This window comes from Mesorhizobium sp. 128a (genome assembly GCF_053848025.1).
On record NZ_JBSPKY010000026.1, the window covers coordinates 24516 to 47595 of the forward strand.

Below are 23080 nucleotides of genomic sequence, written 5' to 3' on the forward strand. Positions count from 1 at the left end.
TAATCGATCGTCTGAACGGCCGTTTTTGCGGCGGCCGCATGTTGGGAGGATGCTTTGGCTGCGTATCCGTCTCCGACTGCGATCTACGAAGATCATCCCCACGGGCCCGTGGGGATGGCGGAAAGCGTCGTGACCATTACCCTGGATGGCAAGCCCATGGCCGCGCGAGACGTGGCGCTGCGCCTCGATAACTATCTCGAGGTCGCACTGAAATGGCAGAGCGCTCTGGAACCCGGTGCCGACAAGGTCACCAAGGACTTGTTCGTTACATTCGAGGGCGGCACCACTGCTGAATTCGTGATGACCAGTCACCAGATGCACTTTGCCGGTCACGAGGAGTTCGTGGCCACGTCCAGAGTTTCGCCGTTGGAATTGGCTGGGAAGTCGAAAGGGTCTGCGACTGCCCTGATCCTGAACGGAGCGCTCTTGCACCCGAAGGCGGCCCCTCTCGTGCTACAGTGCGGAAACCACGAGGTGTCGCTCGCCCCGTTCGAGCACTTTCGCGCCATGGACCGCCGGAACAAACGGCTGAACCTGCAACCGACGATCTCGCACGCCGCAACATTGCGGACGTTGGACGGCAAACCGTTCAGGGCGACACGCCTGTATGAGTTTCTTGGTCGGGTCTGTGGATATCTTGGCTTCATCAAGGGAACTCGAGTGGGATACGGCCAAGTGCGGAACGACGCCCTCAATGGCTTCCGCTGCCTTGGCTTCACCAAGACCGATCGCCTTCAAGCGCTGCCCGGCTAATTGCAAGATGAGCTGCCGGAGCTTTTCCAGAGCTACATGCACCTGATGTCGACGGAAGAGGCCATTCGAAGCCTCGGCCGCGCGCTAGTTTACTACAAGATTTCCAATGTGACCCGCTACGATGCGGTCGAGACCGCTATCATCATGTCGGCGGCCGGGCTTGAGACCCTCGCCGGCAACGTCCTCGGGCCAGGCGGCTGGACGCCAAATATGATTAGGAACGTCACGCTCGCGGAGCAGATCAGGGCTTGCACGCGCCTGCTCGGGATCAGGGGTGATCCCGCCGACCAGTCGGCTGGCGAAGCGGCTCCGGCCGAAGAAGGGGAAGCCTCAAGGACGCGATGGCTTCAGCCTCATCACCGAATTCAGGAATGGCGTCACACATCCGGGCCCGTTCATCTATGACCTCGACATTTTTGACGCGTGGAACGCGTCGCAATGGCTTCTTGAGATGCAGCTGCTCGTACTGATGAACTACCGCGGTAGGTATCAAGACCGCCGGCTAAACCGGCGATCCTATGCCGGGAACCTGAGCACGATGCCGATTGGGGCATGACAAGAAATTCCGCCGTGCCGCAGTCGTGGCGATTCAGGCGGGGATCCTCTAGGGCACGCCTTGCCGTGGCGAGAGCCGCTGCCAAGGCTGCCGTGTTGCGAAGGCAAGCAGATGCGCGGCCGCCATGTCCCTTGAACCGTATGCTGCTTAGGTAGTCCCGCAAACCGCTGCAATGCAGTTGGCAAAGAGCTGTGGCTCTTCGTCGACCAGATTGAAAAAGGCCTCAAAAATCTTGCCAGGGTGGCTCCTGACGATTTCCAGGTCCACCTCGACTGCTTGGAGCAGCGGCGATAGCGGAGAGCCTGCTGGCGGCCTTGCACTCCCGCCTAATGCCATCTGCACATGAACTGGCAGCAGCGCAAACAAGACCAAAGTATGGATCTGTCGGACAATCGCAGCGTTTTCAATGTCGCATTCGTTGTCGGATCGTTCGAAGTCTTCAAGAGACAGAACCCGGGAATGCGCGGAGGTCCAACGCTGCCGCCACCCGGCTCCTCGGGGAAACCCGGCAGTGGCGAAGTAGGCGAGTGGATCTGCCTCAAGTTTGCGTCTAGAAGGATAGGCAATGGCTTGTCCAGCCCGAACACGTCTAGCACCTGAGGTTTTCGCGCGGATGTAAAGCCGGGACGTTTCGGCGTGGATCTCTTCGCCGCTCCGATCGAATTCCCGCTGAAGCCCGCCCCAGCGTAAGTAGTCGCTAAGCCTGTAGCCAGCCACCTTGTCGTCGATGATTACTTCGTCCGCCTCCGGCACCAGCAGACCCGCGATCGCTGAGTCGACCGCAATACAGCGAGCCTCGTAGCCAACATGGGCGGATTCGAAAGAGAGGTCTTCGTGAGCGACCCCCTCGATGATCATTCCGGGAGCAGACGCGGCAGCGCTCTTCATGGCCTGCAGGTAATTCTTGTCATAGATCGTGTCGGCGTCGGCCTGAAGGATCAGCAGCGCATCGGGGGGAATCCCTCGGCTTTCGGCCATCTCCTTAGCGAGAAGGGCGCCACGGTGGCGAGGCGGGATATAGCCGCGGTCCGGTTCATTACCCAGGAGAACGGCCTTGGGATGAACGCGACGGATGGCCTCCATCACTAAAACCGTGTCATCCGTCGACCCGTTGTCGACCAGGATCAATGTCGTGTTGGGTGGCGGCGCTCGGCTCGGGTTGCCGTAGCCCAAGGAGAGACAGACATCCGCCAACGTAGCCGCCTCGTTGAGACACGGGATGGCAACGGCGGTGTGCATCCTAGTCACCACGCTGCCCTAAACCGTGCTGAAGTAGCCCTGTCGCGTCCCCCGGCCTTGGTGGCCATGACCAACGAGGCCTGGCAATTCGGCGAGCAGGGGATATGGCTGATCATCGCCCGGCCGGCGCGATAGCCTGCCATTTTCGTGCAGGCGTATTTCCCGATGTGTCGACGGGCTCCCACCCTTTCGGACCAAATGTCGAGATTGGATTCGGAGATCCGCCGGGCGGAGCGGATACAACAAGCCGGATATCCGAGCCAATGCCCGAGCCGGGCAATGTGGTCGCCAGGGCTCTGGTCGATCGTCATGATGTGGCGAACTAGCAGAGGGTTTCTGGAGAAAACGAGAAAGTTCTGTGCGTCACGACAGAAGTAGAGCGATCGGCTTCGTGCCCACCGAGCGATGTCGGAATCGCTGACAGGAGCGTTTGTCTCTGTGCGGAAGGCCGGACGGATGCCCAGGTTCACGAGACGAAGGTCAACGACCGCCGAGGGTCTCAGCCAATGCGGATGATGGATCATGGCACCCGTTGCCACTTCATTAACAGTTGGCTTGTGCCGACCCGCGTATCAATCTCGAAGCCCGCCTGCTCAGCCGCCCTGCGCGAGGCTAGATTCGACTTTCGCATATGGGCGTAAATTACGTCATACGAACTTGCCTCGGAGGCCTTCCGATAAGCGACCCTGCCGATGTGCCTGCCTTGGCTCGTCTTGTTCAGATAGATTTGGATGGACGCGTGACGTCCCACCGGCTGTTCATCGATCAGGTTGATGAACACAATACCCGCGCGTTTAGCACCAACCTCGATCTTCCACGCTTCGCCTCCGGGCCCACCCCCGCGTTCAGGTGTTCCCTTGGTGCGGGTGAGTACGACCTGGTCTGGGTTGACCGCGCTAAGACGGGGCTTGGGCCGAGTAACCTTGGGCTTAGGGGTCTGCCGCCTGGGGAGCCGGCGTGCCTTGACCTTACCGGGAGCTTTAACGCTCATAGATGCGCTCCAGCCGGGGAATTAGCCGCTGCGTTGCGGTGGCCCAAAACTCCGCCGGGAAAAACCCTGGCGAGTAGGCGACAACGACATCGACGAGCTTGTCCGGGCTGACAGCGCTCGCCAGTGCTCCAGTTACATCATCGATCTTGGCAAGGATCTGACTGACGGGCGGGTCCAACGGCACCGCCCTGTGCTCCCAGTCACTGTCTCCGTCATATCTGTTGTTGAAATAGTCCATATCGATGTGAAGGAGGACACGCCGACCGCCAAGTTCCTCGAGCCAATCGACGAGACTGCTCGTAAGGCGATAGCGAGCTAGGGTTCCACCGCTTTTGTATTCGGACAGGGTTATTGCGGGTCGGGTATGTGCGGGATCGAGCAGGGTATCTCTCAGGCTGCTCAGTTCGATGGCAAAATCCTTGGTGGAACCGGCTTTGGGTGGCTGACAGAGATGCCTCACTTCGGTGCCTGGAAAGCAGTGTAGGAAGGGGGTCATAAAACTTCCCATACCAATGGCGCCACTTTCGATAGCGGCCAGGACCGTGTCCGGTTGGTCAAGATCACATGAGTGTCGCGTGATGCTGTCGAGCCATGCTCCACCAGATTCAAAGAGGCGGGGACTGCCGAGGTCACGGTGGTCATCGACATGAAGGACTACCAATCTCTCGTCGCGGGATATCTGCTCACGGTGGAGAAAATCGCTCCAGCTGTGCAGCGTCCAGGTGTCATACAGCGCACTTAGGATGCGACCTCGCCGGCGCCGCGCGTGCACCATAGTCGGAAGTGTAATGCCGTCTCCCCACCAAGATAATCCCTCCGCTAAACGGGGATCGACGTGGCGGTCGGTGCCGTCGGGCCAGTGCAGATTGATGTTCCAACCGGCGTAGGTAAGAGTTGCTTCAGCGTCGATGTCGCAGAAGTAGTCGCGGAGCGCGGCATGCCGCTCGGCTTGCGAGTTCGGAAGGTCATCCCTGGGGATACCGGAGATGGTCACGCCGCTTCGACCACCAACCCTGCAGCTTTTTGTAGGACGGCTGTGAGGGACCGGCCCGCTTCCGTCAACGGGCATGCCAATAGGGTGGCGAATGCCGCGGCAAGATGCTCATCGGTGTCGCGCAATTGGTTCACTGCACGATTATGCAAGCGGGCGGGACCGGCTTTGAGGACGAATGCCCAGAACCGACGCAACTCCACGAAGACGAAGACTGCGTGCAGCAGGCCGGACGGAGGTCGCAGATCCTCGCGCCAAGGCGACACCACACGCATCTGCGTCGGCTCGACCGTCGGCGCAAGGCGTTCGAGCAAATAGAGTTTCTGGTGACGATGTTCGTGGACCAGGGAGTCGGCAAGATCATAAGGGTCAATGAGCCGATCACCCTGCCATACCGAGACGTAAAGCGCACCCGGCACAGTATTGTCGCTGAAGGATACAATTTTCTCGGGATGGGCCAGCGGATCCCTGACAAACTGAATTGCGCGGCCGGCAAGGCGGATCTCCGCAGCAAGCGCCGGGCGCCAATTTTCGATGATTTCAAAGGCCTGCTCAACGACGGGTCGAGCTAGAGCTGCCGCTTCCTCATCCTCAAAATAGATCGCGTCACCGAACGGCTTGCGCAGCCAGGGATCGTCCTCGGCAACCGCGAGCGACGTCATTTCAGCTTGCGTCCGCCCGGTCAACATTGGAAGATAGCTGCCGTCCGCCTTTAGGGGCGAGCCGTCGACAGTATGGACCATACGTCCCTCGGCTTGGGCAACGATCGTTCGTTGCCAGGCGACAGCGCCAGGCTGCTGTGCGATATCAGCCAGCTTCTCGGGTTCCGCTTCTTCAAGGCGTCGTATCTGGTCGATATGTTCTGTTTGCGCGGCCGCCCCGACAAATTCGACCATCAGCGCTTTGCGCGAGGAGTGGCATAGATATACCATGGCGTCAGCGCCGCGTTCCGCGAGTTCATAGGCATCGAAGTCGAAACCCGAGGCGAGAGTTTCGCTGGGTTTAGCCGATTGACCGATAAGGTCTTGGAGACGCGACCGCACATGTCCGACCAAGGTGGTCATTTCCCCACAATATACAGTCGGGTTGTCGAAGCCGTTGTTCCCGAACCGGTGGGGGAGGGAGCCGCCCCCACAGATGTCGACAATGTCACAGCTCTGACACGTCGCGCTTAGACCGGGTTTGCTGAGCAACGCGCGATGGGCAGCCAAATGCGCGGACGCTGCAATCGTCGTGATCGGGATGTCGACAACACCGCCGCCGATTTTCGTCGCCCCGTCACGGGTTACTTTGAGCACGTCAAGGTCGTGGTAGCTGCCGTCAGTCTCTATGCTGATCAGGCTCACGTCGCCTAGGCCAAAGGCATCGGTTCCCGAGGGCAGACCGGCTACCGCATCGAGCAAGGCTTCAAATGTCCGAATTGATAGATGTGGGTACTGGTCAAGCCAGACGTCGAATGCCCGACAGAGCCAAGTTTCATAGAGGTCTTCTTGGTTGTCGCGGCCAGGAGGCGGCCGCAAATGATGCGCGTCGGGCAGCAAAAAATCGAGCTTAGGAACCTGGTGGTGGCTGAAGAACTCAAGAAGCTCTTCAGGAGCCGTCGTCGGATCGATCACCGCAATGACTCCCGCAAAAATCGCGGGGTGCTCTTTCAGTCTGTCGAGGGCGGCAGCGACCTTATGGAAACTCGAGCGCCCCTTCTTCGAAGTGCGGTGCTTGTCGTTCGTGGCCTTCGGTCCGTCCAGACTGAGCGACACACTAATGTTGGCGGCCCCAAACGCCTGGAGGGCCTCCTCAGTCAACAATAGGCCGTTGGTCTGGAGGCCGATATCAACCGATGATGGCGTGGCTGCCCTAATCTGGGCAGCGAATGCCACAAGCGTTTCGAACCCGGCCAGAAGTGGTTCACCGCCGTGGAAAATAACCGTGCAGCGCGGGATCGAAGCCTCAGCCAAATAGTCCGCCAACCTTGTGACAAAAGCTGTTCGCGTATCCGCCGCCAGCAGCCTTGGCATGGATCGCCAAGACTGGTCGGCATGATGGTAGACATAGCAATAGTCGCAATCGAGATTGCAACGAGAGGCGACCTTCACCAGAAACGATGTGATCCGGGGAGGGGTCCTTCCGGCAGTCATGAACGGCTGTGGCGATGATGCATCCGATCGTAGCTGGTGATGACATCGCTCGGCTCTGCCTGCGAAAGGACGCGGCCTTGCAGGCGCTGGAGAGCCGGATTGACAGGCTTGTCGCGCAGCAGCGCATTACGGACGTCGCTATTTGCAGTCGCGGCGACCGGAGCAGCATGCTGTAGTGAATTGGTCATTGAAACACCTCGAATTTGAGACGTTGCGACAATAGCATGTGTTTTTTGAGAATCTACGGGATTCAGTCAGCAAACATGCTTACTCCGAAACAAATTGTGGACTAATAAATCGGACCGCAGGCGAGGGCGCCCGCGAAGGCAAATAACAATCGGATCTGATACCGCAGTGGCCAGTCTTAACGGCCCGAATGGTACTCCACTGCCCATAGCGGTGAGGAGTAAACGCGATATGAAATCAATTCCTATTTGCACGAACTGTACGTTAGAATATGCTAATGTGAAGTACCTCAGGATGCGCCCGCATCGGTAAGAACGGGAAGCGAGTGGTCATGCTGTCTAAATATTCAGGCTTGCATCTGCTGGAATTTCGACTTGGTCAACTGGCGCATCTGCCTGGTGGGTTGAAGGCCACATGCAGATCGCGCTGATGGCCTTAGAACAAGCTGACCGACGATGCCCGCGCTCGGGGTCGACGCCCTGTTGCAAATGAACGATGACTATCCCAACTGGATCTACGGTGTCCTTGCCGCCGAGAAAGGCAGCGATCATGCGGGCGGCCGTCTGGGCCGACGACAGCCGTCGCCGGCGCTGGCGACAATCTCGGCTGCTCGACGCCCCGCCCACGCCGCTATCCATTCCGCTCCTTCGAGCACAATATCGGATCGACAACCCGCCTTTGCCATCCCCAGTGCCGTGGGAAAGCGGCTCGAGTCAATTGGCGAGCGGGTTCCGTCTCGAAAACAAGCAGGAGCCAAAAGGGTTATTCTCCTCGGCGCCTATGCGCGGATTGCGCCGTGGAGTTACGCAGTTCTCACATAGAGGTTCGGGAAACTGGTCGCCGGTTACCATGATACCGCCATCCGATTTGATCCGAGAAATCGAAAGCACACCTTTGTCATCTTGCTCGTGTCCGCCTGACGGACGATACCCGTTCACAAACGCGGTTTGACCGTCAGCATCTATATCGGCCCAGAAACCATCCGTCGCCACGAGCAATGGCCTATCGGCCAGTTCGATGAAGCTTAGCTCGGGAACTATGAAGCGCCTCGATCGGAAGCTTCGTGTAGAAATATGACGTGCCGACACTTTCGGCAGAATGTCGAGCGGAACAGGCGAAAGAGCGTTTGCGAGAGTATGAGGCTGCATAAACCACGATATCCCTCCATTCGGATCGGTATGGCTGACGAGACAATCGCCCGAGTGAAGTACGACAGCGGGTCCCACCGCTTCTGCGTATAGAAGACGTAGCTAGCCGAGTCGCTCCTGAAGTTCTTTGCGAGCGCTGCATGGGTTACGCGAAGCTGCTCGGTCAACATCTCGGCGGTCACCACTGCGCCGCTGGTGACGAACCAATCGAGCCGTTTCCTGAGCGAATTGGCCGCTTGTTCGTCCTTGCGTCGATCCATCTAGAACAATCGACCGGAATGAATCATCACGGACGGCAACGCCGGCATGGTCGCGGTTGTCGGATGTTCTGGTCCCCTGCTGACAGTGCCACTGGATTTCGAAAGTCATGATCAGAGCGCGCATGGCGGCTACACGGGTGGAGATCGATGCAGGTCACGCGATCTATTCGCCGATGGTGCTGCGCACATACGACTGGGTTGTGTTGGGTTTCTCAAACCATCTTCTGTGGCGTTGCCCGACGCACGAGTTGCGCAAGCTTTACGACCGCAACGTCACTGCCCGCCACCTCGACGTCGGGGTTGGCACCGGCTACTTCCTCGACAAAGCCAAATGGCCCGTTTCCAATCCCGCCATCACGCTTCTCGTTCTCAATCCCGACTGCCTTGGACTTGCGGCCAAGCGCATCCGAAGGTACGCACCGCAGACGGTTCAAGCCAACATCCTTGCGCCGCTTCCGCCCCTTGAGGAATTCAAGTCGGCCGCGCTTTGCTATCTGTTCCATTGTCTGCCCGGGACAGTCCCGGAAAAGGCTGTCGCCTTTGACCATCTGCGTCCGCTGTTGGCACCAGGCGCTCGTGTGTTCGGGGCGACGATCCTGCAGGGCAGCGTTCCGCGTTCGCGGCCTGCCCGGGCGCTCATGAACCTTTACAACAGGAAGGCCATTTTCTCGAACGCCGCGGATACAGTAGAAGACCTTGAAACCGCACTCGGCGAGCGCTTTTCCAATGTGAAAGTCGAGTTTAGGGGAGTTGTGGCCCTCTTCGAAGCTACCGCCGATTGAGTAAAGGGATTGCGGCCGCCGGCCCGGACTTTCGCCTGCAATGCTCGCTTCGGAAGCTTGAGGCGGACTGGTGTGTCAGACCCGCCCCAAGGTGCCGAAGCTCGCCGCCAACATGAACGACGCCCAGCACGACGTGCTCGGGGGTCCGTGTTTCTTCAGCCTTGTACGCTATGTGAGCTTTCGCGAGGTTGTCCCATTCGAAGCGAACCCAGGAGACTGGAGTTACCACGCTTCAGCACTCACCGGAGGGTCCGAATGAACATCCACAAGAATGCCCGTCTCACGCCTCTGCGTCGAGAGGAGATGGCGCTTTCGGTGATAGGAGGCAGCCTTTCCAAAGCCCATGCGGCAGGGACGTATGGCGTGTCGCCTAAGATTGTGGCGCGGTGGGTCGAGCGCTACCAGACCGAAGGCAGCCAAGGCATGGCCGGCCGCTCGTCGCGGCCCAGCTGCGCAACCTCAATGCACCGGAAATTCCACACCTTCGAGAAAGGCGATACATACCGGGCGCTGTCGAACCACATCGGGGCGCTGATCAACACAACTCTGATTCTCGACCATTGGGAGGATCTGCTGCCCCTGGCGACGTCGATCACGACGCGATCCCTCGTGCCGTCTACGATCCTGAAGAAGCTTTCCGCAGCTCCGAAGGAAAGCCGGCTCGCAAGGGCGCTACCGGAACTCTGCTACGAGCCGTTTTCCTCCGGCGCGCAACGTCTCGCAGCAATATCAGATCGGCGATCGACCCACTCTTTTATCTGATCGAAACTGGGGCCAGGGCCCTCGAGAGGCTGGCCTCGCCGCGGCCGTAAGTCTCCGGGTCATAGTTCACGATTGTGTCGGTCCTGGCCGTATCCAGCAACTGATTTCTGATCTGGATCGGTGTCGCTGCAGTGAATTTGCTGCCAAGGATGGCGGCATAGCCCGAAACCACAGCCGTCCCGTAAGATGTTCCCTCTAGGCCGGTGTGGTCACCTTCAACACCGACAGTCAGGAACATGTTCTGCACGTCCGGATCCGAGCCGGCGTAATTCGAATAGATGGCCAGCTCAGTCTTGTTCTCGGGCGTACCATTGTGCTCGAGCGCACCCACGAAGACAGTTGTTGGCGCTCCCTCCAGATCGGCAGCTAGGTAATCCACGGTGCCGATCGGGACGCGCTCGTTGCCGGCAGATTTCGCAATGAAGGCAGTACCCGCCCGGGCCATGTCGACAATCGACTGAGTGAGCGGATGCCAGCTTACTGGGTCCTGGCTGCTGAAGCTCAAATTGATAACATCGAGGCCAGCGCGCAGGTTGATCGGGGTCACGTCCTGACTGTCATGCACGAACATGTTTGCCCCGGGGGCCACCATGCCAGCTATTTCGGCAGTCCATTCCCCGTGTCGCTGGCTCTTTGGGCCAAAGCCGAGATCCGCTTCAATTTCCTTATTGGAGGTGAAATCATCTACGATAGTCACCGACACACCAGAACCGGTGTAGCCTGATGCCCAAGCCTGGCCAATATCCGGGCTCATCCAACAAAAGGTGCCGTCGGTGTTTTGTGGGCAGCCCGAGCTACTGCTCTCCGCAGTTAGAGGCTCTGCGACGGCGGCCCCATTGCTGAGGTCACCAGCGAAACTATTTTTTGCCATCAGGCAGAGGAGGAGTCCCAGGCCGGCAACGAGCGCTGCCGGGGACGATTGGATCTTGTGCATATTCATCTCCTGTCTGGATTTGTTCTTCTTTGGCGAAATGTCCCGCCACGCCGTTCACCATCACTAGAACCGATGCATGAAGCGAAGTTCGAGTTTCAGTCGGTTTGGGTGGAGGTTTGCTAGATATTTCAACGTGTCCGCAGGTTGGAGTTCTGAAGCCGCAAGGCGGCAATTTGCCTCTTGGACACCGCCGATCGGACCATAGTCAGCCATGCAAGGTTGTTCCGTCAGGTTCCCGCCCAAGATCGATCTGGCGGTGAGAGATATTGTGGTGGACGGGCTCGGCCGCTTTTGCACGACAAAGCCGAGTTCCACACTCGGGTCGATTCGGACCTTTTCGGCACGCTGACCCGTACTCGCGCCCCACAGCAGACCGAAACTGTCCGACAGCTGCGTCAACATTTCAAACCGCATGTCGGTCCAGCTGCTATGATACAACTTAGGGAAAGACACCCAGGTGCCGCCCGACAGCTCGTAGCCGCCGTGGGCTAGGTGGCGGGCGGCTGCGGTGAGTTCTGAACCCTGATGGATGTCGACAAGGCTGGTCTCCTGCCCGCTCGCAGTCGTCGCGCTGACCAACACTGCCATTACGAACGAGACCAAAGCCGCCGCCAAGCGAATGCCCATCTGCCAACGCCCGTCATCGCAACCGGCAGCCAATCTCCGGCCGATCGACAGGTCCCCGTGGTTGCTTGAAGAGCTTTCAAACTCTCCAAGCGCCTCAGCTGCAAACGCCAGGTCGCTAACCGGCGACGCAATCATTCGCACCAAAACCACTTATCTCCAGTCCTTCATTTGTCAGAGCTGCCTTTTCGCCCATCTCTTGAATGGCGCCCTGCCCGCGGGGAGGAAGTACGCGAGCAGGGCGTGCCGCACAAAAGGCCGGTTGGGTTGGGCAACAGCACAGCGGCGGCAGAACCTGATTAGGCGACCTTCATGACGACAGCCTGACGTCAAGCGTCTGGTGCGTGAAAATACGGTGCCTCGCGCGCTGGGCCACATTGGCAATCAAAGTCGTCCCCGAGTTCATACTTCGGTCTGTGGTCAGCGCGGCGGCTGCCAACGTGATGCCGGTCCAATGCGGCAACCCGAAGTACCCATCTCATAGGCGTGCTCGAACGGAACGTTTGGCTGTCAAGCCAAGTGAGGATTTGACCCTGCTATTGCCTCGGCTCGCCGGCGGCGAAGGCGCTGATTCAGAGCCGGATGAACTTGGGATCCGGGGAGAGGATCGAGACCTTGGTGCCGGCGCCAGGAAGAAAAATTCGAAGCGCTTGTAGCGCTCGGCGGCCAATAGCCGGTTCAAGGATTTCTATGATCTCCGGGTGTTCTCTCGAACAGTCCCGCTTCGCTGAGCTGCCCTTCTGCCGCACGTCTTCAATGATGCTCTCGAAAACACCCTTCTCGTCTGTGCGTATGTAGAAGTGGGCCGTGTTAAGAACGCCAGCCGAATAGTGCTGCGCTCCGGGCTGTCGCGACCGATGATCTGCGTCACTTGGTCAGGCTAGCCCACGTCTTTCCTCTTGTGCGGCCTTAAGCGCGTCACCGATCAGCGGCACCATTCGAACCGAACCGGCGGTCTTAAGGCGCCTGTGGGGATGCAGGATAGGGTTGATATAAGAAATGGCAGCGTCCAAGTTCACGTCGTGGAGGAGAAGCCCCGCTACCTCGCCAAGGCGGCATCCAGTCTCCTCGACAACCCGCCATATGCGCCACAAGTCCTCTCTGGCGCGGGCCGCGAGCCCTCCGCGTGGATATAGGAAATGTCCTTGAGCTTCGTGCGCCTTCCATATTCAGCGGGAAACTGGTGCCGCGGCCGAGATAGAGCACGTCGCGGCATCTGGGCATTTGCTGGCGAGCGCTTCGGCAGCGAAGGGTTCCGTTACACGACCATGCTGCTGCGTATCGACGCCAGGCAACAGGTCGAGTTGCCCGTGACCACGACGCCGACCGGCACCATCGCCCGTCTCGAACACACGCACCGGATAATTTTGAGGGCGAACAGGAAAACTATCGCCTGCGGCTCGATTATGCTCCGCAAGTGTCTTGCGTCGCGTATCGACCGCGCGTCGGTGAAGCCTTTGCCTTCGAGGCGGAGTTGAGGTTGAAGCTGGAGCACCTGGCCAAGGTTGACGCGGATCTCGCCCGCGATCGCGAGTCATCTGGCGAGAAATCCGGGAGCGATCGGATCGCGGCCTGACGACTTATTATTTCGACAGGCGGTTCTCGTCGTCGATCAGGGTGAGGCGGTGCGGGGCTGCATCGCCCCATTTCCAGAGCACGAGGTTCAGATTCAGTCTGGTTGCGCCGGGTGCGAAGCTGCGGACAAGCAGGCCGTTGCAACCCTTGTCCATCAGGCGGCGGGCAAAGGCCTGCGTCCGCGCTTCTCCGGTCGCCTTCATCTGGTCACGCCATGTGCCGTCTGCGAGTGTGGTCGCATCCATGTCCTGGGCGGACAAAGCCTCTGCGTCGCGGCCGTCGAAGACATGATCGATGTCCGCGTCGTAGGAGACGAGCGTCGTTGGCTGGAGATTGCCGACCTGGTTTGCTTCGCGTAGCGCAGTCATCACCGACAGTGACCCATAGAGCGCCGGCACACCCTTCGGATTGAACCGTCCACCGTAGAGTTCGGCGCCACGGCCCGACAGCGGCTTGCGCGCATAAATGGGATTCAACGCCCGATAGAGCTTTCCACGATACAGCACCTGTCAGGCGTGCACGCCGGCGTCGACCGCATCGACATAGTCCAGCACGTCATCGGCACGACCGCCGCGCACGAGCTGCATGGCCGTCTGGCCGGAGAAGCCCGGTAGCGGCTCCGAACGATACCAGGCATAGGCCATCATCTGCGAACCGAAGCGCGGCTCGACCTTGTTGATCACCTCGACCATCTCGCGCAGCCGACGCTGGGTCTTGTCCGACCGAATCCGGTCCTTGCGCTGGACCGCGTCCCTGCCGAGCCCCGCGGTGCGCGCGACTTCCTCGCTGGTCGTACGGAACGCCTCCGCGATCTTGCGCGGCGCGAAGAGGCCATTATCGGAATACTGGATAAGACCCATAAGCTATCTCCTGCCGTTTCGATGTCGCTCAGTTTGACGCAATGTAGTGTCAGTTGACGTGGCAATCAATGGAAATAGTGGGGGGAATAGAGGGAGAGAAGGAGGGGGAAGAAAAAACCGGTTCGCCGATCGCCCGAACCGATGGCGCTGACGCTCAACCGCAGCCTGCGCGATCCCGGCCACGGCGTCCCGCGCAGGGCTGGAAGCCCCGCAAGTCCGACCGGGCAGGGATGCCCGCCCAAGTTGCACCGGTCCGTCCGCTCTGCGGGGACACGCGAACGGCGTGGTACGCAACCTCGAACTGGAGAACTTCCCATGAAGCTCATTATGGTAGACCCGCACGCACTGCAGATCGCGGAGATCTTAAGCAGCGCTGCCGGTTTTAGAACGACGTAACGAGGCCTCTGCGGGATCAAAGAGGGTTTTGGCGGCGGCGGAACTGTCAGGATGTCCTGCGTCGAAGGCAAGCGCGTCACGGATGGGAAGCGCGGCCGAGAAGAAAAAACCCTGCGCGATCATGCAATCAAGCGACTGGAGGATCCGACGGTCCGCGTCCGTTTCGACCCCCTCTGCCATGACCTCTATTCCCAGCGTTCGCCCGAGATCGATGACTGCCTTCACGAGGGCCTGGTCTTGCACTGACTTAGCTAGATCGCGAACGAAGTCCTTGTCGATCTTGATCTTGCGGATTCGGCGGTCTTTCAGCGAAACCAGGGTCGAAAAGCCGGTGCCGAAATCGTCCAGCACAATCGATATGCCGGCGTCCGCCAGGTGTTCCAACTTTTCGTCAACCCTGTCGCGATCCACGGGCGCTTCTTCCGTGATCTCTATCTCGAGCATCGCCGCAGGGACATTCTTTGCCCTCAAACTGTCCAGGATCATATCATCGACATTGCCTACTTCGAGTTCGCGTGGCGAGAGGTTCATCGCGACCCGAACATCCTGGCGCCCATTTCTCACGAGCTCTTCGATCATGGAGCAGCAATTGAGGAAGACCCTCTCGCTCAGCAAGGAAAGCAGACCGGTTTCACGCGCCGCGGTGACGATCTCAGGTGGGGGAATGGCGCCATGTATCGGGTGTCGCCACCGCAGGAGCGCTTCGAATCCGACGGTTGCATGAGTGTCCAGTCGCACGATAGGCTGGAACCAAGAGCAAACAGTGCCTGCTTCGATGGCTCCGCGCAGATCGCGTTCGATGCAGTGACGGCGATCGAGTCCGTGTTCGAGTTCGGCATCGAAGAGAGAGTATTCATTCCTGCCTCTGCGCTTGGCAGCATAAAGCGCGAAATCCGCCCGCAGCAGCATTTCCGTCAATTGCGGTTTCTCCGACACGTAGATGCCGATCGAAGCGCCGACGCGCACCGAATTCAACGCCGGATCCGGATCCGCGATGGCCGCGATGATGGAGGATGCAAGTTCACCCGTCGAATGCAGTGACCTGCTGACAGGAAAGAGCAGCACGAACTCGTCTCCGCCGATGCGCGCAACTGTTGCCATTGGCGGCGCACGCTTCTCTATTCTGCGCGCAACCCTGACCAGCAGGTCGTCCCCGACATTATGACCATAGGTGTCGTTGACCGATTTGAATCCATCCAGGTCGATCAGCATGGCCACGAACGGACCGTCGGCGAGTCCGAGCTGACAGATGGCATGCTCCAGCCCGGACCTGTTGAGCAAATTCGTCAGCGGATCCCGTCGGGAGTTTCGTTCCATCTCGGCGGCGAACTCCTTCGCCTCGTATTTGAGGCGGCTCGTCTCTCGGAAGCGGGCCTGGCCGAGAAGCGAACTTCTGATCATTCCACCGAGAAAGAGCAAGACCGTGAAGGCCAGGACGTAATTCTCGATATTGCCTTTCGCCAACACGCATCCGGCGGCGACCAGAAGCGGCAGCGTCATGAAGTTGATCGAAGCCGGTGCGTATGATGCTCCGTAGGTAACCGAACCGGCTGACAGGCCTGCAAGAACGATCAGATAGAGTGGTGCTTGGGGAGTGCTGTATCCGTCCGACAGCACGGCCAGAAAAGACCACGCGATACCGGACGCCAGCGCCAACATCCCGTAAAGAGAAAGTCGGGCACCGACCGGCTTCGGAATATCTGACTGGGCGAGGGCAAGTCCTATGCGTATGCCATTTATCATGAGGACCGCCGCAAACCACGACATCACCAGAAGGCCGCCGCCTGAAAGCATCTGCACGGCCAGGATCAGGGCCGAGAGGACGGTGCCGATGGGCATCGAAATCAAGAGCCCCGTCCTCAGATCACCCAACTGGTCTCGGAGGATCCCGGCTTCCACGGATTTGCTTTGGCCCTGAAGGGTAGGGCCTGGAACAGGCTGCTTGTACTGCCTCATAATGACTTAGTTCTTAGGCGAGTGGGATAAAAATCACGTTAAGGCAGCGTATTGGTGCAATCTCTCGATTAAACAGCCAGCGGCTGCTGGAGCGATATCGCCAATACGTTGCTGATGGTGAAAGCACCAAGGGCGCCAGTCAAGCTGTCCACGATTACGCGACTCCAATCATATTGCGCAGGAAGACCGTGAAGCGGCTGACGCCTTGGACCAGCGACGTCACATTCGCTTTGCCGAATTTCTAGCGGCGCTGAATCAGATCGCACTCCCAGTGTCCGCCTTTTCGCTCACGCAATGGCTTAACGCATGCACAGCAATTATGGAGTCAATTTTGCGCGCCGATTCACACCGGTAGTTGTTGGCGCGCCGGCCTTCGACGACATGGCCCACGAATTTCCCGAGCTTCCACCGCCGCCGCGAGGGTGTCACCTATCCCGTGCGACGGTTCACGGCGCTCGACAGTCGTGGCCAGGGACATCTTCAGGCCTCCGAATGCGAGAATCTCGTCATGAAAATTGTGGGCGGAGCCATGATGGGGCAGCGTCAGTCAGTATTCCGAGATTGGGCGAGTAAGGCCGATAGAAATTGGGCCAGGGGTCCCGTCGCAGCCTCTGCCTCAGAGCGGAATCGCCCGTCCCGGGCCAACCAACCGGTTCAGTGAAACCGACATGATTGCGGATTAACGGCCCTGACAATCTGATTCGAGGACGAAAACAAACACTGGTTGAGGCCGACCGAGTGGCACGGCCGGCAACGCAGCGGCGACCCTTGTTGCTGCTTCAGCATAGTCGGCGAGTATTGCAGGCCGCAGGCCAAGCGCGATTTCAACAACATGTTCCGACGCGTCGTTCAATCGACGAAACAGCATTGCGGCGCGCCGAGAGTGGCGCACCGCAGCAGCAGTTTTGCCCTCACGTATCTTCACGCCGGCCGCCGATAACAAAATCAGTGCTTTGAAGAGCACGCGAGATGGGCCGCCTCTGTCCGCAACCTGCCAAAGACCCTCCCAAGCTTCGTGTGCTTCCCAGTAATAACCGTGATTGAAGAGGTCGAGACCCCACAGGAATGGGTCTGAGCCAAGCCACGCATCTGTGGCGACCGACATCGGCTCGACAAGATAGCTATGTCCAGCCGGATCGCGCACGGGATGCGGCTGCCTGCCCGGCAAGTATGCATAGGCTGGAAAGCTCTTTTTGGGCAGGTGGCGAGGACGCGACTTCGAACCAATGGCCATAGAGCCATAACATCATAGGGATGTTCACGGCTCGACACGAAGTTCTTACATGCCTGGCGGTTGGCTAGCCGCCTTGGTGCACGGCGATGAGCTTTTGGCCGACACCTGAAGCGGCGATGTGGTCGCCGTCGCGGCGCGACGGCCGCACTGGCCGATTGGAGCCATTTGGTCCTTGATGTAAAACCATCATCAGCCACGTGGGCGATGATGCGTTTTGATAGATTGCATCAGGGGTGCGTTGTGGTCTGGTTGGTCTCAAAGTATTCTCTCGCGCGAAACGAATTCAATGTTGCGAGGAAGATATGTCGCTCGACGCTGGTCGATTGGCGAAATGATGGCCTGGTTGGCGAAAGTGGCCCCCGCAGTGGGACTCGTTGGCTGCGGCTGGTATCGCACTGGTGTCTCGCGCGAACAAAACCATGAAGCCAAGCCACATGATATTTTCATGGATCGCTGGTCGGTCGGGCCTTTGCATCAGCGCCTTCATCTCCTCGCGTCGAACTCAGGCACGGACTTTTGGGCACGTGGTTTTGCGGCTCGTTTTTTCATCGCCTACGGTGTTCTTTAGGCTCAGCCTCGGACAAATGCTGGCAACAGTGTGGCCATAGCTCGGCTTGTAAGGCGCGTTGGACAACGTCTAGCGCCCATCCCGATTTGCTGCGCTAGCAAGAGATGTGACGCTGAAATCTTTGCCGGCCCGCCTGATCATCCATTCGACGAAGGAAAAGCTGTGAAAAAATCGAACCGACCCACCGTGGCCGACCTTCTCGCAATGAAGGGCAAGCGCCAGCTAAGCATGCTCCGCGTTGTTACGCTCGAAGAAGCTGAGGCATCAGAGGCGGCTAGAATCGACCTGATCTCGGTCCCCTTCGAACTTCTCCACGATCCCCAGTTTCGTGACGCCGCACCTGGTCGGTTCGTCATACCTGGCGGCGATTATGGGCAAATTGGGGCGACAACCGACGAGATACTGCGTTCAGCAGTTAAGATGCGGGCGGCTTCAGCCGACGCCATCTACTGCGCCGCGGGCCTTCAGACTATACGGCGGTTACGAGACGAGCATATTCCGGTATGCGGGCATACGGGACTAATACCATCCCACTCGACGTGGACGGGCGGATTCAAGGCGGTAGGCAAGACCGCCGAGACGGCCGAGTTCGTTTTGAAGCAAGTTAAAGACCTGGAGTCTGCCGGAGCTTTCTGTGCCGAAATCGAGGTGGTTCCTGCTGAAGTAGCAGCTGCGATTTCGGTGCGGACCTCGATGCTTCTCTTGTCGATGGGCGCTGGCAAGGGTTGCGATGGACAGTATCTGTTCGCGAACGACGTTCTTGGATTGAATCGCGGTCACTATCCGCGTCATGCGAAGGCCTATCGAGACCTGGCCGCCGAGTTTGATCGTATTCAGTTCGAGCGCATCGCCGCGTTTTCTGAGTTTGCTGACGATATTCGAAGCGGAGCATATCCCGAGGCCCGTCACGCGGTTTCGATTGATGAGCAGGAACTGAGCAAGTTCCTGAAGAACATCGACGAAAAATAGGGTCGTTTTGTCCACTGGAGGGAAGTCGGATATGAAAAAACTCATACTGACTGTTACGTGCCAATCCAAGCGCGGGATCGTCGCCGCGGTGGCAGATTATCTTGCTGGTCGAGGATGCAACATCGTCGACAGTTCGCAGTTTGACGACCTCGACACCGGCAAGTTCTTCAGCCGCATCTCATTCGTTTCTGAAGAAGGCGCGAAGCTCGCCGATCTGGTCGAAGGGTTCAAGCCCATTGCCGAGAAATTTGGCATGGAGGCCCATATCCGAGATGGGGAGAGGCGCATGAAAGTCGTATTGATGGTCTCGCGGTTCGGCCACTGTCTCAACGACCTGCTCTATCGCTGGAAGATCGGCGCTTTGCCTATCGATATCGTGGGAGTGGTCTCGAACCATTTCGAGTATCAGAAGATCGTTGTGAACCACGACATCCCTTTCCACCACATCAAGGTTTCGAGCGAAAACAAACCGCAGGCCGAAGCCCAAATTCTCGAAGTCGTCGAGCAGACTGGCACCGAACTAATTGTACTTGCCCGCTACATGCAGGTGCTGTCGGACGCCATGTGCAAGAAGATGTCGGGTCGGATCATCAACATTCATCACTCATTTCTGCCAAGCTTCAAGGGTGCCAATCCGTACAAGCAGGCCTATGAGCGGGGGGTGAAGCTGATCGGAGCCACGGCGCATTATGTCACTGCCGATCTCGACGAGGGTCCGATCATCGAGCAGGATACCGTCCGCATCACCCATGCGCAGAGCGGCAACGACTATGTTTCGATCGGCCGCGATGTCGAAAGCCAGGTTCTGGCACGCGCCATCCACGCCCATATCCACCACCGTGTCTTCTTGAACGGCAACCGAACGGTCGTCTTTCCGGCGAGCCCAGGTTCCTATGCTTCGGAACGGATGGGCTGATCCCTGCAGGGTCTGATGTGCAGTCGCCTGGGACCTTCTTAGGCATTGGTCAATGCGAACGTTGGTTATGGAGTTGATGGCGTGGCGTTAGCGACGGAGCGGCAGCGCGATGCGGTCGATAACCATCGGATGATGCAGGTGCCTTGAGGAACGGCCTGGGGCGGGGCTGGTTTCTTTCTGAGACCAGCATGGGCGGTCCCGGTTGGAGTGAAGATATTTATCTATCTCCACAACAGCCTGGATCAACTAGTACCTCTGCACAGAGGATTTGACGGTTTTGATGGGTTGTAGCCTGGGCAGGCTTTCGGGGCGAGGAGCAGTTCAATGCTGCGCGCGACGCCGGGCTGCCTGCGGAGCGCAAATTCAAGAAGCTTTTCGATTGTTAGCCATACCTTGCTGCGTACCAAGCGGTCGGCAAGGTTCAAGCCGCGTCGCCGTTTCCGAGCGGCTGGACCGCGCAGCCGCAATGACTTGGCAGCCTCGCCGCTGAAGCCTGCTCCGTCCCAAGGCAATTGAACGCCAGGCGGGGCGGGGCGAGGCGTGTCTGCCGCGGCCGTGTGCGTATGTCTCGCCGGGACTCCGCGCCCAACGTTTTTTCGTTCGACGCCTCGAGGATCAGTGCGGCGCACCGCCCGCAAGAAGGTAGCGAAAGCCATTCGTGGTCATCCATGGCGTGCAAGGTGCGTTTCCCATGCCCTGAATGCCCGCTCCGGCTCCTTCTGAGGATCAATGTGCAAGACGATCCCGGCCACCTCGCGCCAGTCCGCATCCTCGGCCGCGGCGTCGAGAAGGCGAATATAAGTGACCAGTCGCTCCTCATCGTAGCCTGTCAGGACGGAAGAGGTCGGCGCCACGTCGGCGTTCTTATCTCCGCCTGGTGTTTAATTTGCAGCAGGGATCCTCCAAGGCAGCGGGTCGCTCTTTGCACCTGGACGCTGCGATCCGAGTGCTTGTACCAATTCACCGTCAGCGGCATCCAGCGCTTCGTCTTGTGCGATTTCCGTGAGCGCATAAGCCCCTCTTCCTCGTACCGGCTTAGCGTAGGATCCAGGAAGCTTCTGCGATGATAACCTAACCTGAACCCTGTCAGCTGGACGCGATCTGCGCCCGCCACAAGCGAGTATAGGCGCCATCTGTTGCCAGCAGATCAGCATGCCTTCCCTCCGCGACGGCCCGCCCCTTCTCCAACACTACGACCTTGTCGGCCCCGGAAACGGTGCTGAGTCGATGAGAGATGACGACGATGGTCTTACCGGCCCGACGCAGATCCTCAACGACCCTAAGGACAAACGCCTCGGCGACTGAGTCGAGAGAGGAAGTCGCCTCATCGAGGATCAGGATCTGCGGATCCCGGTACAGCGCCCTGGCCAAGGCTAGGCGCTGCTTCTCGCCGCCGGACAGGCGTATGCCGCCTTGGCCCAGATGGGCCTGAAAGCCACCGGGCCAGCGCTGGATCACCTCCATCAGGCCAATTCGATCGCAGATCTTCACGATCTTCTCGACGTCCGGCTCGAACTCGCCAAGGGCGATGTTCTCGATCACCGAGCCCGAGAACATGTCGATTGATTGCGGCACCGAAGCGACTACCTTATGCAGGGATACGGTCGAGAGGTCCTGAAGCGCATGTGGGCCGATCTGGATGGATCCACCGTCAAGCGAGTAGACATTTTGCAGCAGCGCCGCAAGAGTGCTCTTGCCTGAACCGCTTTCCCCCACCACGGCCGTCATCTCGCCCCCGCGGAAGGTGACGTTGAGATTTTGAAAAAGCTCCGGCTGCGCGCCATGGCGGAATGTGACGTTCTCCAGGCGAATATCGCCAAGGTCGAACTTAGTGGCATCGATGCCGCCGCCACTTGTCGGCTCAAGTTCGAAGATCTCGAATAGGCGATCCGCCGCAATAAAAGCATCCTGAACGATCCGGTTGGTTTGGATCAGATTCGCGATCGGCCGCGTGATGTAGCCGAGCAAGGTATAGGAGGACAGTAATTCGCCGGGCGTGACGGTCTGATCAAGGGCAAGCGTCGCACCGAACCACATCAGAAAAATGGTGAACAGGGTGGAGAGGAAAGTCGAGGCATTGTCTGCGAAGATCGAGATGAGGCCGGAGCTGTAAACGGAGTGCAGCATCTTGATGAAGCGGGTCTCCACCTTGAAGTTGGCGAAGCTCTCAATGCCGGAGGTCTTGATCGTGGAGACAGCTCCGAGTGATTCCACCAGTTGCACCTCCAGGTCTGCGGCATCCTCCATAATGGTGCGCTGGTGCTTCCTATTCAGCCGATTAACAGTCCAATAGACCAAGAGGTACAGGGGGATGGAGGTCGCCACGACCAAGGCGATTTTCCACGAGTAGATGAACATCAATCCGAGCGAGAATACTGTCACTATCGCGTCGACGAACATGTTGATGGAGACGTCGTTCAGGAGGCTCCTGATCTTCACCGCGTCGTTCATGCGTGAGACGATCTCACCCAAACGCATGCAGTCGAAGAATTTCTGGGGCAAGCTGACGATGTGAGTGTAGTAGCCGAGGATCAAGTTGACATCAATCTTCTGGCCCGTTTGCAGGATGAGCCGGTTTCTGAGGAAATTCATCAGGATCTGTGTCACCAGGATCAGCAGCATGGCTACGCTCATGAGGTTGAGCAGGTTGCGGTTGGCCGCAGGGATCACGTTATCAACGATCTTCTGGACGTAGATGGCGGTTGAGAGGCTGAGGATCGTCGTCACCAGTGCGCCGATGAGTGCCTGCGCCATTACGTGCCTGTGTGGCGAAAGCAAACGGGCGAAACGGGTGAGTGGCGATGTCGTCTCGTCACGGCGGTTGAAGGTGTCTGCAGGGACCAGGAGCACCAGGACGCCAGTCCATTGCAGCTTGAATTCCTCATGGGACAGTTTGCGGATTTCGCCGTAGGCTGGATCCATGACGCTGACCCACGTGGCATCGATGGCCTGAATTACGACGAAGTGGTGCTGGACCTCCTTTATGATGACGTGCGCAATAGCCGGCTTCGGGATCTTGTAAAGGCTGTCGAAGCCACCTTTTACGCCCTTGGCGATGAACCCTAACTTTTGAGCCGCTTGCGTGAGGCCTGACACCGTGGTGCCGGAACGGTCGGTCGAGGCATACTGGCGGATGCGCGACAGTGGCAGCTTGTAACCATAGAAGGCTGCAACGAAGGCAAGGCAGGCGGCGCCGCAATCAGTGATGTCGCGCTGCTTGAACTTGGTGATGTTGCGCATGGCGG

18 protein-coding genes and 5 pseudogenes are annotated in these 23080 nt (G+C 58.7%); 7 read left to right on the forward strand and 16 right to left on the reverse strand.

The window, feature by feature from the left end:
- The first annotated feature begins 129 nt into the window (after positions 1 to 129).
- Both ACWTU9_RS29545 and ACWTU9_RS29550 read left to right on the forward strand, forming a co-directional pair.
- On the forward strand, positions 130 to 753 hold the full coding sequence (locus tag ACWTU9_RS29545) for a hypothetical protein (RefSeq protein WP_455861399.1): 624 nt from the start codon (positions 130 to 132) through the stop codon (positions 751 to 753).
- The gene (locus ACWTU9_RS29550) at positions 754 to 1158 is read left to right on the forward strand and encodes a hypothetical protein (RefSeq protein WP_455861400.1); all 405 of its coding nucleotides are present in this window, start codon (positions 754 to 756) and stop codon (positions 1156 to 1158) included.
- A 298-nt stretch (positions 1159 to 1456) separates the two neighbouring features.
- Here ACWTU9_RS29550 and ACWTU9_RS29555 read toward each other — a convergent pair whose 3' ends face one another.
- The 6 genes from ACWTU9_RS29555 to ACWTU9_RS29580 form a co-directional block, all read right to left on the reverse strand.
- The gene (locus ACWTU9_RS29555) at positions 1457 to 2548 is read right to left on the reverse strand and encodes a glycosyltransferase family 2 protein (protein WP_455861401.1); all 1092 of its coding nucleotides are present in this window, start codon (positions 2546 to 2548) and stop codon (positions 1457 to 1459) included.
- Positions 2549 to 3068: 520 nt separating this feature from the next.
- Positions 3069 to 3539 carry a GNAT family N-acetyltransferase gene (locus ACWTU9_RS29560; RefSeq protein WP_455861402.1) on the reverse strand — a complete coding sequence of 157 codons (471 nt, stop codon included), beginning with the start codon at positions 3537 to 3539 and terminating at the stop codon, positions 3069 to 3071.
- Positions 3529 to 4533, reverse strand: a complete 1005-nt coding sequence (locus tag ACWTU9_RS29565; protein ID WP_455861403.1) for a hypothetical protein — start codon at positions 4531 to 4533, stop codon at positions 3529 to 3531. The genes ACWTU9_RS29560 and ACWTU9_RS29565 overlap by 11 nt, the downstream gene beginning before the upstream one ends.
- Positions 4530 to 6665, reverse strand: coding sequence for a cyclophane-forming radical SAM/SPASM peptide maturase YhhB (gene yhhB / locus ACWTU9_RS29570; RefSeq protein ID WP_455861404.1), 2136 nt, complete (start codon positions 6663 to 6665; stop codon positions 4530 to 4532). Before yhhB ends, ACWTU9_RS29565 begins: the two co-directional genes overlap by 4 nt.
- A complete protein-coding gene (yhhA, locus tag ACWTU9_RS29575) occupies positions 6662 to 6853 on the reverse strand; it encodes a YhhA family cyclophane-containing RiPP (protein WP_455861405.1) in 192 nt (63 codons plus the stop codon). The genes yhhB and yhhA overlap by 4 nt, the downstream gene beginning before the upstream one ends.
- Before the next feature lie 336 nt (positions 6854 to 7189).
- Positions 7190 to 7402 (reverse strand): hypothetical protein, encoded by a 213-nt coding sequence (locus ACWTU9_RS29580; RefSeq protein ID WP_455861406.1) that lies wholly within the window; start codon positions 7400 to 7402, stop codon positions 7190 to 7192.
- Positions 7403 to 8366: 964 nt separating this feature from the next.
- On the opposite strand from ACWTU9_RS29580, the gene ACWTU9_RS29585 reads away from it, so the two are divergent.
- The 3 genes and pseudogenes from ACWTU9_RS29585 to ACWTU9_RS29595 form a co-directional block, all read left to right on the forward strand.
- Positions 8367 to 9041: a class I SAM-dependent methyltransferase gene (locus ACWTU9_RS29585; protein ID WP_455861407.1), complete on the forward strand. Its 675-nt coding sequence runs from the start codon at positions 8367 to 8369 to the stop codon at positions 9039 to 9041.
- Between the two features lie 255 nt (positions 9042 to 9296).
- Positions 9297 to 9488, forward strand: a pseudogene (locus ACWTU9_RS29590) (leucine zipper domain-containing protein); the annotation flags it as partial.
- A 9-nt stretch (positions 9489 to 9497) separates the two neighbouring features.
- A pseudogene (locus ACWTU9_RS29595) lies at positions 9498 to 9725 on the forward strand (Tn3 family transposase); the annotation flags it as partial.
- 70 nt (positions 9726 to 9795) lie between these two features.
- Here ACWTU9_RS29595 and ACWTU9_RS29600 read toward each other — a convergent pair.
- From ACWTU9_RS29600 to ACWTU9_RS29635, 8 genes and pseudogenes are all read right to left on the reverse strand, one after another.
- Positions 9796 to 10737 carry a S8 family serine peptidase gene (locus tag ACWTU9_RS29600; RefSeq protein ID WP_455861408.1) on the reverse strand — a complete coding sequence of 314 codons (942 nt, stop codon included), beginning with the start codon at positions 10735 to 10737 and terminating at the stop codon, positions 9796 to 9798.
- 63 nt (positions 10738 to 10800) lie between these two features.
- Positions 10801 to 11499, reverse strand: coding sequence for a hypothetical protein (locus ACWTU9_RS29605; protein ID WP_455861419.1), 699 nt, complete (start codon positions 11497 to 11499; stop codon positions 10801 to 10803).
- Positions 11500 to 12478: 979 nt separating this feature from the next.
- Positions 12479 to 12576 (reverse strand): annotated as a pseudogene (locus ACWTU9_RS29610) (SIS domain-containing protein); the annotation flags it as partial.
- Positions 12577 to 12944: 368 nt separating this feature from the next.
- Positions 12945 to 13442 carry an RES family NAD+ phosphorylase gene (locus ACWTU9_RS29615; protein ID WP_455861409.1) on the reverse strand — a complete coding sequence of 166 codons (498 nt, stop codon included), beginning with the start codon at positions 13440 to 13442 and terminating at the stop codon, positions 12945 to 12947.
- Between the two features lie 3 nt (positions 13443 to 13445).
- On the reverse strand, positions 13446 to 13796 hold the full coding sequence (locus ACWTU9_RS29620) for an antitoxin Xre/MbcA/ParS toxin-binding domain-containing protein (protein ID WP_455861410.1): 351 nt from the start codon (positions 13794 to 13796) through the stop codon (positions 13446 to 13448).
- Positions 13797 to 14159: 363 nt separating this feature from the next.
- Positions 14160 to 16031: a putative bifunctional diguanylate cyclase/phosphodiesterase gene (locus ACWTU9_RS29625; protein ID WP_455861420.1), complete on the reverse strand. Its 1872-nt coding sequence runs from the start codon at positions 16029 to 16031 to the stop codon at positions 14160 to 14162.
- Between the two features lie 289 nt (positions 16032 to 16320).
- A pseudogene (locus ACWTU9_RS29630) lies at positions 16321 to 16425 on the reverse strand (IS30 family transposase); the annotation flags it as partial.
- Positions 16426 to 16827: 402 nt separating this feature from the next.
- Positions 16828 to 17382: a DUF309 domain-containing protein gene (locus tag ACWTU9_RS29635; protein WP_455861411.1), complete on the reverse strand. Its 555-nt coding sequence runs from the start codon at positions 17380 to 17382 to the stop codon at positions 16828 to 16830.
- A 730-nt stretch (positions 17383 to 18112) separates the two neighbouring features.
- Here ACWTU9_RS29635 and ACWTU9_RS29640 point away from each other — a divergent pair.
- Together ACWTU9_RS29640 and purU are read left to right on the forward strand one after the other, a co-directional pair.
- Positions 18113 to 18919, forward strand: a complete 807-nt coding sequence (locus ACWTU9_RS29640) for a 3-methyl-2-oxobutanoate hydroxymethyltransferase (protein ID WP_455861412.1) — start codon at positions 18113 to 18115, stop codon at positions 18917 to 18919.
- Positions 18920 to 18950: 31 nt separating this feature from the next.
- Complete coding sequence (purU, locus tag ACWTU9_RS29645; RefSeq protein WP_455861413.1) at positions 18951 to 19835, forward strand: formyltetrahydrofolate deformylase; 885 nt, start codon at positions 18951 to 18953, stop codon at positions 19833 to 19835.
- Positions 19836 to 20450: 615 nt separating this feature from the next.
- On the opposite strand, the pseudogene ACWTU9_RS29650 reads toward purU, so the two are convergent.
- Positions 20451 to 20689: pseudogene (locus tag ACWTU9_RS29650) on the reverse strand (hypothetical protein).
- 232 nt (positions 20690 to 20921) lie between these two features.
- Positions 20922 to 23075: a peptidase domain-containing ABC transporter gene (locus tag ACWTU9_RS29655; protein ID WP_455861414.1), complete on the reverse strand. Its 2154-nt coding sequence runs from the start codon at positions 23073 to 23075 to the stop codon at positions 20922 to 20924.
- Between the last annotated feature and the right edge of the window lie 5 nt (positions 23076 to 23080).